The organism is Inquilinus sp. YAF38, assembly GCF_052113205.1.
Taxonomy (GTDB): domain Bacteria; phylum Pseudomonadota; class Alphaproteobacteria; order DSM-16000; family Inquilinaceae; genus Inquilinus.
The window spans coordinates 121,118-135,938 of record NZ_JBFRCU010000003.1 but is presented as its reverse complement, the minus strand read 5'-3'; the positions used below and the strand labels follow the sequence as shown (position 1 = coordinate 135,938).

The 14,821-nt window shown below is 67.9% G+C and carries 14 protein-coding genes; 3 read left to right on the top strand and 11 right to left on the bottom strand.

The features are described 5' to 3' along the window. Positions 1-25: 25 nt before the first annotated feature. The 8 genes from AB4Z01_RS02350 to AB4Z01_RS02315 all read right to left on the bottom strand — a co-directional run bounded on the left by AB4Z01_RS02350 (position 26) and on the right by AB4Z01_RS02315 (position 7,855). The gene (locus AB4Z01_RS02350) at positions 26-787 is read right to left on the bottom strand and encodes a DJ-1/PfpI family protein (RefSeq protein ID WP_441690165.1); all 762 of its coding nucleotides are present in this window, start codon (positions 785-787) and stop codon (positions 26-28) included. A gap of 3 nt (positions 788-790) precedes the next feature. Continuing rightward, positions 791-1,291 (bottom strand): hypothetical protein, encoded by a 501-nt coding sequence (locus tag AB4Z01_RS02345; protein ID WP_441690162.1) that lies wholly within the window; start codon positions 1,289-1,291, stop codon positions 791-793. Then, positions 1,288-2,376, bottom strand: a complete 1,089-nt coding sequence (locus tag AB4Z01_RS02340; protein WP_441690160.1) for an ABC transporter ATP-binding protein — start codon at positions 2,374-2,376, stop codon at positions 1,288-1,290. Before AB4Z01_RS02340 ends, AB4Z01_RS02345 begins: the two co-directional genes overlap by 4 nt. Before the next feature lie 2 nt (positions 2,377-2,378). Beyond that, entirely contained in the window at positions 2,379-3,323 is a 945-nt protein-coding gene (locus AB4Z01_RS02335; protein WP_441690157.1) for a carbohydrate ABC transporter permease, read from the bottom strand. Positions 3,324-3,325: 2 nt separating this feature from the next. Beyond that, positions 3,326-4,348, bottom strand: coding sequence for a carbohydrate ABC transporter permease (locus AB4Z01_RS02330; RefSeq protein WP_441690154.1), 1,023 nt, complete (start codon positions 4,346-4,348; stop codon positions 3,326-3,328). Between the two features lie 155 nt (positions 4,349-4,503). After that, entirely contained in the window at positions 4,504-5,937 is a 1,434-nt protein-coding gene (locus tag AB4Z01_RS02325; protein ID WP_441690151.1) for an extracellular solute-binding protein, read from the bottom strand. Between the two features lie 57 nt (positions 5,938-5,994). Further along, positions 5,995-7,086: an ABC transporter ATP-binding protein gene (locus AB4Z01_RS02320; protein WP_441690148.1), complete on the bottom strand. Its 1,092-nt coding sequence runs from the start codon at positions 7,084-7,086 to the stop codon at positions 5,995-5,997. A 61-nt stretch (positions 7,087-7,147) separates the two neighbouring features. Then, complete coding sequence (locus tag AB4Z01_RS02315; protein ID WP_441690145.1) at positions 7,148-7,855, bottom strand: GntR family transcriptional regulator; 708 nt, start codon at positions 7,853-7,855, stop codon at positions 7,148-7,150. Between the two features lie 129 nt (positions 7,856-7,984). On the opposite strand from AB4Z01_RS02315, the gene AB4Z01_RS02310 reads away from it, so the two are divergent. The 3 genes from AB4Z01_RS02310 to AB4Z01_RS02300 all read left to right on the top strand — a co-directional run bounded on the left by AB4Z01_RS02310 (position 7,985) and on the right by AB4Z01_RS02300 (position 11,680). Beyond that, positions 7,985-9,226 carry an iron-containing alcohol dehydrogenase gene (locus tag AB4Z01_RS02310; protein ID WP_441690142.1) on the top strand — a complete coding sequence of 414 codons (1,242 nt, stop codon included), beginning with the start codon at positions 7,985-7,987 and terminating at the stop codon, positions 9,224-9,226. A gap of 12 nt (positions 9,227-9,238) precedes the next feature. Further along, the gene (locus AB4Z01_RS02305; protein ID WP_441690140.1) at positions 9,239-10,729 is read left to right on the top strand and encodes an NAD-dependent succinate-semialdehyde dehydrogenase; all 1,491 of its coding nucleotides are present in this window, start codon (positions 9,239-9,241) and stop codon (positions 10,727-10,729) included. Between the two features lie 93 nt (positions 10,730-10,822). Further along, entirely contained in the window at positions 10,823-11,680 is an 858-nt protein-coding gene (locus tag AB4Z01_RS02300) for an SDR family NAD(P)-dependent oxidoreductase (RefSeq protein ID WP_441690137.1), read from the top strand. 18 nt (positions 11,681-11,698) lie between these two features. Here AB4Z01_RS02300 and AB4Z01_RS02295 read toward each other — a convergent pair whose 3' ends face one another. The 3 genes from AB4Z01_RS02295 to AB4Z01_RS02285 are packed head-to-tail and all read right to left on the bottom strand — an operon-like array spanning position 11,699 to position 14,817. Further along, a complete protein-coding gene (locus tag AB4Z01_RS02295) occupies positions 11,699-12,712 on the bottom strand; it encodes a zinc-binding alcohol dehydrogenase family protein (RefSeq protein WP_441690134.1) in 1,014 nt (337 codons plus the stop codon). A gap of 49 nt (positions 12,713-12,761) precedes the next feature. Beyond that, on the bottom strand, positions 12,762-13,775 hold the full coding sequence (locus tag AB4Z01_RS02290) for an ABC transporter permease (RefSeq protein WP_441690131.1): 1,014 nt from the start codon (positions 13,773-13,775) through the stop codon (positions 12,762-12,764). 58 nt (positions 13,776-13,833) lie between these two features. Then, entirely contained in the window at positions 13,834-14,817 is a 984-nt protein-coding gene (locus tag AB4Z01_RS02285; protein ID WP_441690129.1) for a substrate-binding domain-containing protein, read from the bottom strand. Positions 14,818-14,821: the final 4 nt, after the last annotated feature.

Sequence of the window (14,821 nt, the reverse complement as noted above, 5' to 3'; positions counted from 1 at the left end):
CGGTCCCTTCAGGCGAGATCCGCTCTCACTGCGCCGCCGACGCCTGTCCCGCCGTGGCCAGCAGCTGCTGCACCATCGCCTGGACCAGCCGCGGCAGGTCGTAGGGAAAGCGCGCGGTGATCAGGTTGCCGTCGATCACGCAGGGCTCGTCGAGCACGACGGCGCCGGCATTTTCGAGGTCGATCTGGATGTTCCACACCGCGGTGGCGCGCTTGCCCTTGAGGATTTTGGCGCTGATCATCACCCATTGGCCATGGCAGATCGCGGTCGTCGGCTTGCCGGCCTCATACATGGCGCGCACGAAGGCCAGGGTGGGCTTGTCCATGCGCAGCGCGTCGGGGTTCCAACAGCCGCCGGGCAGCAGGACCGAATCGTAATCCGCGGCCTTCGCCTCGTCGGAGTAGCGGTCGATCTTCAGCCAGCCGGCGTTCTCCATCAGGCGGATGGCAAGGACGTGGGTGGCGCATTGCGGCGGGAAGCGCAGGCCCAGCGTCGGATCGAATTCGCCGATGCGCGGCGAGACGATGTGGACCGTGGCGCCATGCTCGGTCAGCCAGCGATGGGCGCCCAGGATCTCCACCTCCTCCACCCCGTTGGTGCAGCAGATCGCGATCCGCTTGCCCTTGAGCAGGGTCGGATCGGAGGGCGGGTCGAACAGGAAGCTGTTGAGCTCCCGGTTCAGCTCGCCATCCGCCGTCGCCAGCAGCTCGGTGGAGATCGACGGGACCGGCGAGGTGGACATCAGCTGCTGCATCCGCTGGATGAGGGCGGCTTGATTAAGGCTCATTTTTCACTCTCCCGGAGATGTTGAAGGATGGTGCTCGCCGGATCCTTCCTCGCTTCCGCCCCTGCGGCGGCCCTGCAGAACCAGGGCGCAGGCCAGGACGCCGGCGATGGCCGCGACCGTCCAGGTGAAGCCATGCATGTACCAGGGCGTGGCGTTCAGCTGGGCCTTGCCGGTGACGGTGCTGGGATCCGGCGGCTTGAGGAAGAACTGGCCGTAGAGATGCGCGGCGGCGATCGCGACCAGCAAGGTGAGACAGAAGATCATGGCGACGATCATCGCCGCCTTCACCACCGACCGCTTCGGCACGCCGGGCTGCGCCATCGGCAGCAGGTTGTTCGCCAGCGCCGCCACGATGACGATGACGCCCCCGGCCGTGAACAGCACAATGTTGAAGGGCTGGAAGATCAGCAGCAGCGCCACGACGCCGATCCCGATGATCGCGTATTCCAGCCTGCGCGCGCTTGCGGACGACAGCCCGCCATGGCCCTGGTCATGCCGGCTCATGCCCGCACCGCCTTGCCGTCCGCGGCGAAGATGTGGGTCTGCATGGGATCCGGAATCAGGTGGAGCGGTTCGCCGATCCTGACCTTCCTGTCGCGCGGGACGACCACCCGGATGTCGCCGCCGGCCTTGGTCCGCGCATGGATGAGCGTCTCGGCGCCCATCGGCTCGATCAGCTCGGTCACGGCATCGATCGTGCCGGCGGTGTCCTGGGGCACGACGGTGAAGGCGCGCGGGCGCACGCCGACCGTGACCCGTCCCGGCCCCAGGGCCGCGACGGCGGGGTTGGCGGGAAGATCGACGTCCTGCTGGTCGAAGGTGACCGTCGCCTTGCCGCCGCCATAGCCCTTCAGCTCCGCCTCGATCAGATTCATCTGCGGCGTGCCGATGAAGCTGGCGACGAAGACATTGGCCGGCTTGGCGAAGACCTCGTGCGGGCTGCCCACCTGCTCGATCATGCCGTCGCGCATGATCGCGATGCGATCCGCCATGGTCAGGGCTTCGAGCTGGTCGTGGGTGACGATGACCGTGGCCTTGGACAGGTTCGACAGCACCGCCTTGATCTGGCCGCGCATGGTGTGGCGCAGCTCCACATCCAGCCGCGACAGCGGCTCGTCGAACAGGAAGCAGTTGGGATCGCGCACGATGGCGCGGGCGACGGCGACGCGCTGCTTCTCCCCTTCCGAGACCTGCCCCGGCATCCGGTCCAGGACATCGCGCAGATGCAGGATGTCGGCCACCTTGCCGACCCGGGCGGCGACCTCCGCCTTGCCGATGCCTTCGCGGTGCAGCGGCATGGAGATGTTCTCGCCGACCGTCAGCGCCGGGTACAGCGCATAGAACTGGAAGACCATGGCGATGTTGCGCTTCTGCGGCGACAGCTCGTTCATGCGCTGCCCCGCGATCACGATGTCGCCCGCCGTGGCGCGCTCCAGCCCCGCGATCATGCGCAGGGTCGTGGTCTTGCCGCAGCCCGACGGGCCGAGCAGGCAGACGACCTCCCCCGCCGCGACCGACAGGTCGGCATCGCGGACCGCGACGAACGGGCCGAAGGCCTTGGTGATCCTGCGGATCTCGATGGTCGACATCGCTATTTCCTGACCGTGCCGAAGGTGACGCCGCGCAGCAGGTGGTCCTGCAGGAAGAAGGTGACGAGGAAGACCGGGATCAGGAACAGCGTCTCGATCGCGGCCAGCAGGGTCCAGTCGGTGCCGCGGCCGCCGGAGGAGACGGCCTGGTTCATCGCCACCGGCACGGTGCGCGTGTCGGTGCCGGTCAGGAGCAGCGCGAACAGGAACTCGTTCCAGGTCAGGATCAGGCCGAACACGAAGGTCGCGGCCAGGCCGGCGACGACCTGCGGCAGGCAGATCTTCCAGAACACCTTGACCTCGGACGAGCCATCGATGCGGGCGGCGTCCTCGACATCGGTCGAGAGCTCGTCGAAGAAGCTCTTCATCATCCAGATGGTGAAGGCCAGGTTGAAGGCGGTGTAGAGCAGGATGATGCCGGGATACGACCCGGACAGGCCGACGGCGCGGAACATCAGGATCACCGGAATGATGACGACGATCGCCGGCAGCATCCGCGTGGTCAGGATGATGAAGAGATAGGTGTCGTTGCCCTTGAGCGGGTAGCGCGAGAAGCCGTAGGCCGCCAGCGTGCCGAGGACGAGGGCCAGCAGGACCGAGACCGAAGCGATCACGATCGAGTTGAAGAAGAAGCGGTCGAAGCCGGTCGCTTCCGGCTGCCCGCCGGTCGTCATCACGCGCGAGAACACCGAGCCGAAATTCTCCAGCGTCGGGGTGAAGACGAAGCGGTCGGGGATGAGACCGAACAGCGAGGTCGGCGACAGCGTGGGCGGCACCGACAGCGCCAGCGCCTGCGGCTTGATCGCGGTGAAGATGATGAACAGCACCGGCAGGAAGTAGAGCAGGCTGACGCCTGCCACGACCAGGGTGCGTCCCCAGCCGGCCTCCGCGACGCCGTTGCTCCGGCGAAACCCGATGCGCTCCCAGATGGACGGGCCGGAGGCCATGGTCAGCTCTCCCCGTTCCGGCGATTGGCGAGATAGAGGTAGAGGTTGGTCAGGACGATCACCATGAACAGCATGACGTAGGAAATCGCCGCCCCTTCGCTGGTCTTGTTCTGCTCGTTGGCGATGCGGATCAGGTGGTACGAGATCGTCATCGTGTCGTTGCCGCCCTTGGTCAGGAGGATGACGAGGTCGGCCAGCTTGAACGCCTCGATGGTGCGGAACAGCAGCGCCAGCATCAGCAGCCCGCGGATATAGGGGAAGGTGATGGTCCAGAAGCGCCGCCAGGCGGAGACGCGGTCGATGGCCGCCGCCTCGTAGAGGTATTTCGGCACGGAGACGAGCCCGGCCAGCACCAGCAGCATGACGAAGGGCGACCACATCCAGGCATCGGCGAAGACGATGCCGCCCACCGCGCCCGCCTTGCTGTCCATCAGGATGAACTGGCCGTCGGCGATGCTGTTCATCACATAGCTGAGGATGCCGAAGGTCGGGTCATAGTAATAGGTGAAGAACACGCCCGAGGCGACCACCGACAGCATCATCGGTGCCAAGACAAGGATCAGCAGATACTTCCGCAGAGGGAACTGCTTGGCGAAGAGCATGGCCAGCAGGAAGCCGATGATCATCTGGGCCGCGACCGTGAGCACGACGAACATGGCCGTGTTGGTCAGGGCGTGCCAATTGTCGGCGGCAGCGATGTCGTTGGTCAGCACCTTGATGTAGTTGCCGAGCCCGACGAACCGGATCGACTGCTGGTTCGACTGATAGGCAAAGAACGAAAGCCCCAGCGACCACAGCAGCGGGAAGATGTTCATCGTGAACAGCACGGCGATGGCCGGCGCCACCAGCAGCCCGCCATAATAGCGGCGGCGATAGGCGTTGACCGCGAACGCCGCGGCGACCAGCGCCGCCATGCCGCCGACGATCCAGAAGGCGATGGCCGCGGGCAGTGCCGCCGTGGCAGCCACGGTAACGACGACGCCGACGGCAATGGCCAGCCGCCAGTTGTCGGCGGCAATATGCAAAAATGCCGGCGACGTTCGGGCCCCGGGAGCCGACATGATTGGGGTCACGGACATGAGTGCTCTCGATCGCAGTTCTGCTTGGCGGGTCCGGCACGCCGGCCCCGGCTCGGGATCGCTGCCGCCGGCCGGCGGCGGGCGGCAGCGGTCTCGTCACATCATTGGATCAGGCCCGCTTCGGTCAGCAGGTTCTGCTGGAACTTGGCGATGTTGTCCAAGGTCGTCTTGGCGTTCTGCTTGCCGGTGATCGCGAGATCGAACTGGTCCTGTTGCTCGGTCAGCAATTCGAAGAACTGGGGCACGTGCCAGACGTCCTTCTGCCAATCCAGCGACGCGGCCCATGCCCGGTTCCATGGGCGGTAGGTCACGTATTTCGGATCCGAATACACCGACTTGATCGCCGACTGGCCGCCAGCCGCCGCGAACTGGTGCTGGATGGCGGGCGACAGCCACCACTTCACGAAGTCCACGGCCTCCTTGATCTGCGCGTCGGTCGTCCAGGTGGTCAGCACGAAGGGCTGCCCGCCGATATTGGACCAGCGGACCATCTTGCCGTCGGCGCCGATGGTCCCCGGCATCAGGCCGAACACCAGCTTGTCCGCGACCTTCGAGGTCTTCGGATCGAGCGAGGCTTCGCCCAGGCCGATCCAGTCGACATTCATGGCCACCTTGCCTTCGCGGAACAACTCGTCCGACTTGAAGATGTCCATGGTGCCGGTCTTGGCCACAGGCGGCATGTATTCGATCAGGCTCAGATATTTCTCGAGAGCCTTCACCGCGATCGGCGAATTGACCACGCCTTCCGCCTGCCCTTTGGGAACCTGGGTTTCGTCCCAGATGTCGCCGCCCATCTGCCAGATCAGGCCGTTGACCTGCATGGACGAGAAGTCGTAGGCCTTGCCCGCCTGGAAGGCGATGCCGTAGAAATCGTCGTCGGCGGGCTTGCCGGCCAGCATCTCGCCCTTCTTGCGCCGGAAGAACTCGCCGACGTTCCTGAAATCGTCCCAGGTCATCGCGTCGATCTCTTCGCCCGTGCAGGGCAGCTTCTTCTGGTACTTCGCCGTGAAGTTCTTCTGCTCGGTCTCGTCGCAGAGGATGTCCTTGCGCCCGTAGGTGACCAGGACGTCGGGAAACTGCGGGAAGCCGTAATAGTTCTGGGACTTGTAGGGATAAGTCGCGTAGGCGTTCAGCGGATTGGGATGGATCTCCATGAACGCTTTCTTGAAATCGGGGTCGGCATCCAGGAGATCGTTGATCTTGCGGAAATAGCCGCCCTCGACGAAGGCGCCCAGCCACTGCGAGTCGGACACGATGAAGTTGTATTTCTGCTCACCGGAGGTGAGCGACGCGTTCACGCGCGTGTAGAAATCGGGCCAGGGAATGAAGTCGACATCGAGCTTCACGGTGTTGCCGGATTTCGGCTTGTACTGCTCGTCGAAGAACTTCTTCATGACGCGGGTCGGCGGCCAGTCGGGCACCGCCATCGACAGCGTCACCTCCTCGGCCAGGGCAAACCGGGCCGCGCCCGTCATCAGCAGAGCAGCCAGCCCTGCTGCCACCACTACGCCTTTGATCTTTGTCGTCGCCGTCATCGTCAGGTCTCCTCCCCATGTGTTATCGGTGTTGTTGTTCTTGTCCGGCCCCCGGCGTCAGGTGATTGCCTGTCCGTTCGAGGCCCGGAAGACGTGCAGTTTTGCCGGATCGAGGACGATCGAGGCCTGCTGACCGGGCTGCAGACCCGACGCCACCGCTTCCGGCAGCACCAGCCGAAGCGTCTCGCCAGCGGTCTCCATCGAGATCACCGTGACGTCGCCCAACGGCTCCAGCATGGCGATGCTCGCCGCCATACCGCCTTCGCCGCCGGTCGCGAGGCGGATATCGTTCGGCCGGATGCCCACCACGGCCGCTTCCCCGGTTTCCGCGGTGCTGAGCTTGCGCGTGCATGGCAGCGGGCCGATCGCGGAGTCGATGACGTTGCCGTCGCGGGCCAGCGTGCCCTTGATCAGATTCATGGTGGGCGAGCCGATCTTGCCGGCGACATACAGGTCGCGCGGCGCTTCGTAGAGCTCGTCGGGCGTCCCGGTCTGCACGACGCCGCCGTCCCGCAGCACGGCGATCTCCTCGCCCATCGACAGCGCCTCGAGCTCGTCGGGCGTCGCATAGACGATCGTCAGGCCGAACTGGCGATGCAGGCGCTTGAGCTCGGCCCGCATCTCGTGCCTCAGCTTGGCATCGAGATTGGTCAGGGGTTCGTCCAGCAGCAGGATCCGGGGGCGCCGGATCAGGGAACGGCCGAGCGCGACCCGTTGCTGCTCGCCGCCCGACAGCGTGCCGGGCTTGCGGCCGATCTTCGTGTCGAGGCGGAGCATCGTCGCGGTCTCCCGGACACGGCGACCGATCTCCTCCCGTCCCACCCCGGCCTCGCGCAGCGGATAGGCCAGGTTCTCGAAAACGGTGAGGTGCGGGTAGAGCGCGAAGGACTGGAACACCATCGACACGCCGCGCCCTGCGATCGGCTCATGCGTCCAATCCCGGCCGAAGATCTCGACCCGGCCGCGATCCGGCGGGACCAGGCCGGCGATCATGCGCAGCGTCGTCGTCTTGCCGACCGAGCTGGGCCCGAACAGCACGAAGAAGCGGCCTTCCGCAACGCTGAACGACAGGTTGTGCAGAGCCCGGACATGGCCATAGGACTTGCTGACATTGGTCAGGCTCAGCGCGCAGGCGTCGACCTGTCCCATCGTTATCCTCCCTTTTCCGCCAGCGTATCACGGATCGGCCCGCTGCCCATGGCTCCTGGCATCAGTCGAATGCCGGCAGCAGGCGGTCGCGCGACCGCTCGATATGGGTGCGCATCGCCCGCTCGGCCTCGTCCGGGTCGCGCCGGGAGAAGGCGGCAAGGATCGCCGAGTGCTCGTCGAGCGCCTCCTCGGTCACCCGCGCGTGGAACATCAGGCGGAAAATATGAAAATGCGTGTGCTGGTGCACCAGCGTCTCGCGGATGAGTTCGTTGCCCGCGACCTGGAGGATCTTGTCGTGGAACACCGCGTCCTCGCGGGCGAACTGGGAGTAGCGGGCCCGTTCGTCCGGTCCGTCCGGGCGCGACATCACCCCCGCCGCCGCGGTCAGTTCCTGCAGCGCCGCATCCGTCATCGCCGACGCGGCCCGGCGCGCGGCATCGGGCTCGAGCAGCAGGCGCAGCTGGTACAGCTCGGTGAAGCGCCGGCGCGAGACCTGGGGCGCCGCGCTGTAGCCGACGAGATGCGTCTTGACCACCAGGCCTTCGCCTTCCAGGCGGCCGAGCGCCTCGCGGATCGGCGTCTGCGACACGTTGAATTCGCGCACCAGGGCATCGACCGTGATGCGGGCGCCCGGCGGGATCTTCAGGGCCATCAGTTGGGCGAAGATCGCCTCATAGACCTCCTCCGCCAGGCTGGCGGCGCGATGGATCGCCGGGCCGCCCGGGTCGGCCGCCGAAAGGGATGGGAGGATCGGCTTCTGGCTGCGCACTGCTTTGTCCCTTGACATGAAGGAGAGCTAGCACGATCCTCCGCCGCATTCAATACGATATCCTATAGGATTTAATATAGGATCTCGAATGGCCGATGTTCCGGCTCATCCCCATCGATGGAGTCGATCGTGACGCTCTTCTCGGCGATCCGGCTGCCCAAGGAGATCCTGTTCGGCAAAGGCCAGCGCGCCGCTTTGCCGGCGGTCGCCGGCCGCCTCGGGCGGCGGGCGCTGGTGTGCACCGACGAGCGGCTGGCCACGTCAGCCGATTTCGAGCGGATGCTGGACGGGCTGCGCGCGGCCGGCCTTGCCGTCAGCGTCCATGGCCGCGTGCAGCCGGACGTGCCGCGCGACAGCGCCGCCGACTGCGCCGACGAGGCGCGCGGCTTCGCGCCCGACCTCGTCATCGGCATCGGCGGCGGCAGCTGCCTCGACATGGCGAAATGCACCGCCCTGCTGCTGACCCATGGCGGCCGGCTGCCGGACTATTACGGCGAGTTCAAGGTGCCGGGACCGGTGCTGCCGGTCGTGGCCGTCCCCACCACCGCGGGAACCGGCTCGGAAGCGACGCCGGTCGCGGTGATCTCCGATCCGGACCGCCTGCTGAAGGTCGGCATCTCGAGCCCGCACCTCATTCCCGCCGCGGCCATCTGCGACCCCGACCTCACCCTCTCCTGCCCGCCCGCCCTGACCGCGGTCGCCGGCGCCGACGCGCTGACCCATGCGATCGAGGCGTTCACCGCGGGACGGCGCCCGCCATCGGCGGAACTGGCGCAGCAGCACGTCTTCATCGGCAAGAGCGCGCTGACCGACCATTTCGCGCTGCTCGCCATCCGGCTGCTCGGGCGCAGCCTGGAACGCGCCTGGCGCGACGGGGCGGATGAGGATGCGAGGGCGGACGTGATGATGGCGGCACTGGCCGCGGGCTGCGCCTTCGGCACGGCTGGCACGGCGGCGGCGCACGCGATCCAGTATCCCGTCGGCGCTCTGACCCACACGCCCCACGGCCTGGGCGTCGCCACCGCCCTGCCCTATGTGATGCGCTTCAACCGCGCCGCGGCGCTGGCCGAGATGGCGGAGATCGCCCTCGCGCTCCGGGTCGACGGCGGGCACACCACGCGCGCGGCGCTGGCCGATGCCGCCATCGACGAGGTGACGCGGCTGCTGCGCGCCATCGGCATCACGCCGACGCTCGCCGGTCTCGGCCTGCCCGCCGACAAGCTGGACTGGACCGCCGAGCAGGCGGTCGGCATCGAGCGGCTGATCAAGAACAATCCGCGCCCGATCGGGCTCGCCGAGATGCGCCGGCTGCTCGATGCCGCCTATCGCGGCGACCTCGACGCGGCGGCCTGCAACCCTGCTTTCGAATAAGGGAACCCACCCATGACCATTGCGATGCCGCTTTCAGCCGTGTCCCCCTCCGCATCGGGCATCGATCCGGCGAGCTGCGCCCGCGGCCTCTGCATCGGCGGAGAATGGCTGTGGCCAGTGGGGCGCGCATCGATCCCCGTCATCGATCCGTCGACCGGACGGCTTCTGGCCGAGGTGCCGGATGCATCGATTGAGGATGCGGCGGCGGCGGTCGAGGCGGCGGCGCAGGCGGCCGGGGCCTGGCGCGCGACGCCGCCGCGGCGGCGGTCGGAGATCCTGCGCCGCTGCTTCGAGCTGATGACCGAGCGCGCCGAGGACCTGGCGCGGCTGATCTCGCTGGAGAACGGCAAGGCCCTGCGCGACGCGCGCGGCGAGGTCGCCTACGCCGCCGACTTCTTCCGCTGGAACGCGGAAGAGGCGGTGCGCATCTGCGGCGACTTCATGCTCTCCCCCACCGGGGCGAACCACATCATCGTCGATTACGAGCCGATCGGCATCTGCGTGCTGGTCACGCCCTGGAACTTCCCGGCGGCGATGGCCACCCGCAAGATCGCCCCGGCGCTGGCCGCCGGCTGCACCGTGGTGCTGAAGCCGGCGAGCGAGACGCCGCTGACCGCCTATGCCCTCGCCGCCCTGTGCGCCGAGGCCGGCGTGCCGGCGGGCGTCATCAACGTGCTGACCACCTCCACGCCTGGCCCGGTGACGGCGGCGATGCTGGCGGATCCCCGGGTGCGGAAGCTGTCCTTCACCGGTTCCACCCAGATCGGCCGGGTGCTGCTCGCCGAGGCGGCGACGCATGTGGTGAGCTGCTCGATGGAGCTCGGCGGCAACGCGCCGCTGATCGTTTTCGACGACGCCGATCTGGAGCTGGCGCTCGAAGGCGCCATGCTGGCCAAGATGCGCAATGGCGGCGAGGCCTGCACCGCCGCCAACCGCCTCTATGTGCAATCCGGCCTCTACGACCGGTTCGCGGCGGAGCTCGCGGCGCGCATGGCGGCGCTGCAGGTCGGCCCGGGCGCCGACCCCGCCACCGAATGCGGCCCGATGATCAACCCGGCCGCGGTCGACAAGATCGAGCGGCTGGTGGACGATGCGCTGTCGCGCGGCGCCCGGCTGCTCTGCGGTGGCCGCCAGCCGGACAGGCCCGGCTGTTTCTACCCGCCGACCGTGCTGGAAGGGGTTCCGGCCGATGCCGCCATGGCGCAGGAGGAGATCTTCGGGCCGGTCGCAGCACTCAGCCGCTTCGAGACGGAGAACGAGGCCGTCGCCCTCGCCAATGCGACCGAGTACGGCCTGGCCGCCTATGTCTTCACCCGCGACCTCGCACGGGGCTTGCGGGTCTGCCGCCGAATCGAGACCGGCATGGTCGGGCTCAACCGCGGGCTGGTCTCCGACCCGGCGGCGCCGTTCGGCGGCACCAAGCAGAGCGGGCTCGGACGGGAGGGCGGCGCCCAGGGCGTGCTCGAATTCCTCGAGGCCAAGTATATCGCGACACGGCTTTGATCGCATCGTCTCACGGGTGTAGTGAGGCGGAGTGATCGGCTCGATATCGGCCAACGGTCTGCCAGGCCGCCGGTGACGCCTTTCGCAAGCCGGATGCTGGAGGATCAGGTCATGAAGAGTTTGAACGGCACGGTTTCGGTCGTGACCGGCGCAGGCCGCGGAATCGGGCGCGAGATCGCGCTGCACCAGGCCCGGGCCGGCGCCCGGGTCGCGGTCCTGGCGCGCACGGAGCGCGAAATCGAGGAGACTCGGGCAATGATCGCCGGCGAGGGCGGGACGGCGATCGCGCTGCCGCTCGACCTCGTCGACGGCCCGGCGGTCGAGCGCGCCTTCGACCGGATCAGCGAAGAGCTCGGGCCGGTCGACACGCTCGTCAACAATCACGGCTCGTTCCGGGCCTTCGGCCCGATCTGGGAGTGCGATCCCGAGACCTGGTGGAGCGACGTCGAGATCAATCTGCGCGGCACCTTCCACACCTGCCGGGTCATGGCACCGCGGATGCTGGGGCGTGGACGGGGCCGGATCGTCAACCTGGTGGGCGGCGGGACCGGAACGAGCTTTCCGCACGGCTCGGGCTATGCCGCCAGCAAAGCCGGGGTCATGCGCCTGACCGAATGCCTCAACGACACGACGAAGGCCGGCGGCGTCCTGGCCTTTGCCGTCGATCCCGGGCTTGTCCGGACGGCGATGACCGAATTGCAGCTGACCTCCGACGCCGGCAAGACGCATCTGCCCGGCATCAAGCAACTGTTTGACGACGGGGTGGACATCCCGCCGACACGGGCAGCCCTGCTGATCGCCGATATCGCGGGGGGCCGGTTCGACCCGCTCGCCGGGCGGATGCTGCGCGGCGCCGACGACCGCGATGCGCTCGAGCGCGAGATGCGGGCCATCGCGGCGAAGGACGGCCGCGCCCTGCGCCTGACCGGACTCGATTATACGAGTCTATGACCGGGCGACGGCTGCGCGTCAGCCGATCTCCACCAGCGCCTTGACCAGCCCGCTCTTCCGGGTCGCCCAGTGCGGGAGATCGGCGACCGCGCCGGCCAGGCTGGTGCGGTGGGTGAGGAGGTGCTGCAGCGGGACGCGGCCGTCCTCGATCGCGGCGACGACCCGCTCGAAATCCGCCCGCAGGGCATTGCGGCTGCCGAGAACGGTCATCTCCCGCTTGTGGAATTCTGGATCCGAGAAGGCGATGGTCTCGGTCACCACGCTGACGAGCGTGAGCGTGCCGCCATGGGCGACATGGCCGAAGGCGCTTTCCATCGAGGCCCGGCTTCCGGTCGCATCGAAGACCACGTCGAAGCCGTCGCCGTCGGTCGCCTGGCGGACCGCCTCCGCCGCATCGCTGCCGGCGCCGATGCTTCGGACCGCGATGCCGCTGTCCAGCGCGAAGGCGAGCCGGTCGGCCTCGCGGTCCATGATCGTTACGTCGCCCCCGGCGAGGCCGGCGAAGACCGCCACACCGAGCCCGATCGGTCCGGCGCCGATCACCAGGGCGCGGGTGCCCGGCGCGAGACCGGACCGGGCCGCCGCATGGGCACCGATGGCCAGGAACTCGATGCTCGCCGCCTGGTCGAGCGTGAGGCTGCCCGCCGGATAGAGATTGCGCTCCGGCACGGCGATCCGCTCGCACATGCCGCCGTCGCGGTGCACGCCCAGCACCGCGATCCGGACGCAGCAATTGGGCTTGCCGGCGCGGCAGGCGATGCAGGCGCCGCAGGAGACGTAAGGGTTGACGATCACCATGTCGCCCGGCTTCAGCGGGCTGCCGTCAGGCGCCTCCAGCACCTCGCCGGACAGCTCGTGCCCCATGATCCGGGGATATTGCAGGTACGGGTGGCTGCCCTCGTAGATGTGGAAATCCGTGCCGCAGATGCCCATGCGGCGGACCTGGACCAGCACCTCGCCGTCGCCCCGCCCGGGCTCCGGCCGGTCTTCGAGCACCAGCTCCCCGGGGGCCCGGCACACCACTGCCCGCATGGCTTGTCCGTTCTCTGATTGCGCGCACCGACACCGCGCCGGATTCCTGTCAGGAACCGGCCTGCCGTCGCTTCTGCAGGTTGTCGAGATAGACCACGAGCGCGATCAGGAGGCCCTCCAGCACCATCTCCCAGAACGGGTCGATGCTGAGCAGGACCGCCGCGTTGCTCATCGTGGTGAAGAGGACGGCGCCGACCACCGTGCCCAGCACGGTGCCCCTGCCGCCAAACAGGCTGGCGCCGCCGACCACCGCCGCGGCGATCGCCTGCAGCTCGTAGGCGTTGGCCATGGACGGCGATGCGATGCTGAGGCGCGAGACCAGGAGGATGCCGGCCAGGGCCGCGAGGCCCGAGCTCAGCACATAGGCGATCAGCGTGATGCGGGGCGTGTTGATGCCCTGCCGGCGCGCCGCCTCGGCATTCGAGCCCATCGCGTACATGTATCGCCCGGTCCGCGTGAAGCGCAGCAGGTAATGGACTGCGATCCCGACCGCCACCATCGCCCAGAACAGGTTGGGCAGGCCGGTGGTGCCGCGGGCGAATTCCTTCACCTCGGCCGGCAGGCCGCCGATGGTCATGCCGCCCGACAGCAGCAATGCCAGGCCGCGATAGACCTGCAGGCCCGCCAGCGTCACGATGAAGGGGGGAATACCCAGGCGGGCGACCGCGGCGGCGTTGACCAGCCCGACCCCGGCTCCCGCCGCCAGGGTCAGCAGGGCGGCGGGCGCGAGGCCGAGGCCATGGCCGCACATCTGGGCGAAGGCGACGCCGCAGAACGCGACCACCGAGCCCACCGACAGGTCGATGCCGCCGATGACGATGGTGCACATCACGCCGATCGCGACGATCGCCGCAACCGGCGTCTGCCGCATCAGGTTGCTGATGTTGCCCTCGGTCAGGAAATTGGGCGTGGTCACCGCCAGCGCGACCCAGAGCGCGACCGTGAAGGCGATGACATAGGTCTCGATCGGCAAACGCCGGAGCAGAGCCTGAAGGGACTTGCCCGGCGCAGCGCTGCGAAGGCGCGGTCCAGGGCGGATATGCGGCATGGGCTGATCCGTCATCGGACCTCCGGGATGAAGGCGGGCGGAGGCTGCCGCGGCAACCCCCACCCGCGGCAGATCAGTTGGCCAGGAACGGGCCGAGCTTGCGCTTCGACACGTCGAGCAGGCCGGCCAGCGCCGGATCGTTCATGGTCGCCTTGGTCACCGTGCCGACCCCGGTGTCGACAGCCTTCGGCAGGCGCACGCCATGGGCGGCGGCATAGCCGTACCAGACCCCGGCATAGCCCATCATGTAGGGATCCTGGACGATCAGGGCATAGATCGAGCCGTCCTTCAGATGCTCCAGCTCTCCGGCATCGGAGTCGAAGGCGACCAGGCAGAATTTCGCGCCCAGCTTCTGCTCGGCGACCGAAGCGCCCGCCCCGGTCCCCATCTGCGCATTGTCGGCGAAGACGCCGACGAGGTCCGGATCCTTGGTCAGCATGTCGGCGGTCAGGGTCATGCCCTCCGCCTCCTCGTTGTTGGCGACCCGGTTGCCGACCAGGGTGATGTCGGGATAGGCCTTCAGGCCTTCGACGAAGCCCCGGTCCCGCGAGTCGAGCGACTCATGGCCGGCCATGGCGGTCAGGTAGCCGACCTTGCCCGCCGCCTTCCCGGTCCGTTCCTTGACGCAAGCGGCCATCGCCTCGGCCGCGGCCTTGCCGCCGGCTTCGTTGTTGGTGGTGAGGAAGGAGGCGTATTGGTCCGTCTTCGCCCCGGAGTCGATGACGATGACGGGGATCCCGGCAGCTGTCACGGCGGCGATCGGATCACCAAGGGCCTCGAAGATGGTCGGCGAGATCACGATCGCGGCGGGCTTCGACCCTGCCGCGTTCTCGAGGACGGCGATCTGGCCGGCGGCATCGTCCTTCGGCGTGCCCAGCTTGTCGACCTTGACGCCGAGCTGCCGGCCGGCCTCCTCGGCGCCCTTGAACACCCACTGCCAGTATTCCGACGTGGTCGCCTTCACGATCACCGCGACCGTGTCCTCGGCACTCGCCGGCGTGACGCCCGCGAGGGCAAAGATCGCCGCCGAAGCAGCCAGTAAGGTTTTGCGCATCATGGTT

Bases quoted from the DNA above. Each gene is read 5' to 3' on its own strand.
- AB4Z01_RS02345 (WP_441690162.1), bottom strand. From the start codon at position 1,291: ATGAGCCGGCATGACCAGGGCCATGGCGGGCTGTCGTCCGCAAGCGCG.
- AB4Z01_RS02285 (WP_441690129.1), bottom strand. From the start codon at position 14,817: ATGATGCGCAAAACCTTACTGGCTGCTTCGGCGGCGATCTTTGCCCTC.
- AB4Z01_RS02305 (WP_441690140.1), top strand. From the start codon at position 9,239: ATGACCATTGCGATGCCGCTTTCAGCCGTGTCCCCCTCCGCATCGGGC.
- AB4Z01_RS02325 (WP_441690151.1), bottom strand. From the start codon at position 5,937: ATGACGGCGACGACAAAGATCAAAGGCGTAGTGGTGGCAGCAGGGCTG.
- AB4Z01_RS02290 (WP_441690131.1), bottom strand. From the start codon at position 13,775: ATGACGGATCAGCCCATGCCGCATATCCGCCCTGGACCGCGCCTTCGC.
- AB4Z01_RS02295 (WP_441690134.1), bottom strand. From the start codon at position 12,712: ATGCGGGCAGTGGTGTGCCGGGCCCCCGGGGAGCTGGTGCTCGAAGAC.
- AB4Z01_RS02340 (WP_441690160.1), bottom strand. From the start codon at position 2,376: ATGTCGACCATCGAGATCCGCAGGATCACCAAGGCCTTCGGCCCGTTC.
- AB4Z01_RS02335 (WP_441690157.1), bottom strand. From the start codon at position 3,323: ATGGCCTCCGGCCCGTCCATCTGGGAGCGCATCGGGTTTCGCCGGAGC.
- AB4Z01_RS02320 (WP_441690148.1), bottom strand. From the start codon at position 7,086: ATGGGACAGGTCGACGCCTGCGCGCTGAGCCTGACCAATGTCAGCAAG.
- AB4Z01_RS02350 (WP_441690165.1), bottom strand. From the start codon at position 787: ATGAGCCTTAATCAAGCCGCCCTCATCCAGCGGATGCAGCAGCTGATG.
- AB4Z01_RS02300 (WP_441690137.1), top strand. From the start codon at position 10,823: ATGCTGGAGGATCAGGTCATGAAGAGTTTGAACGGCACGGTTTCGGTC.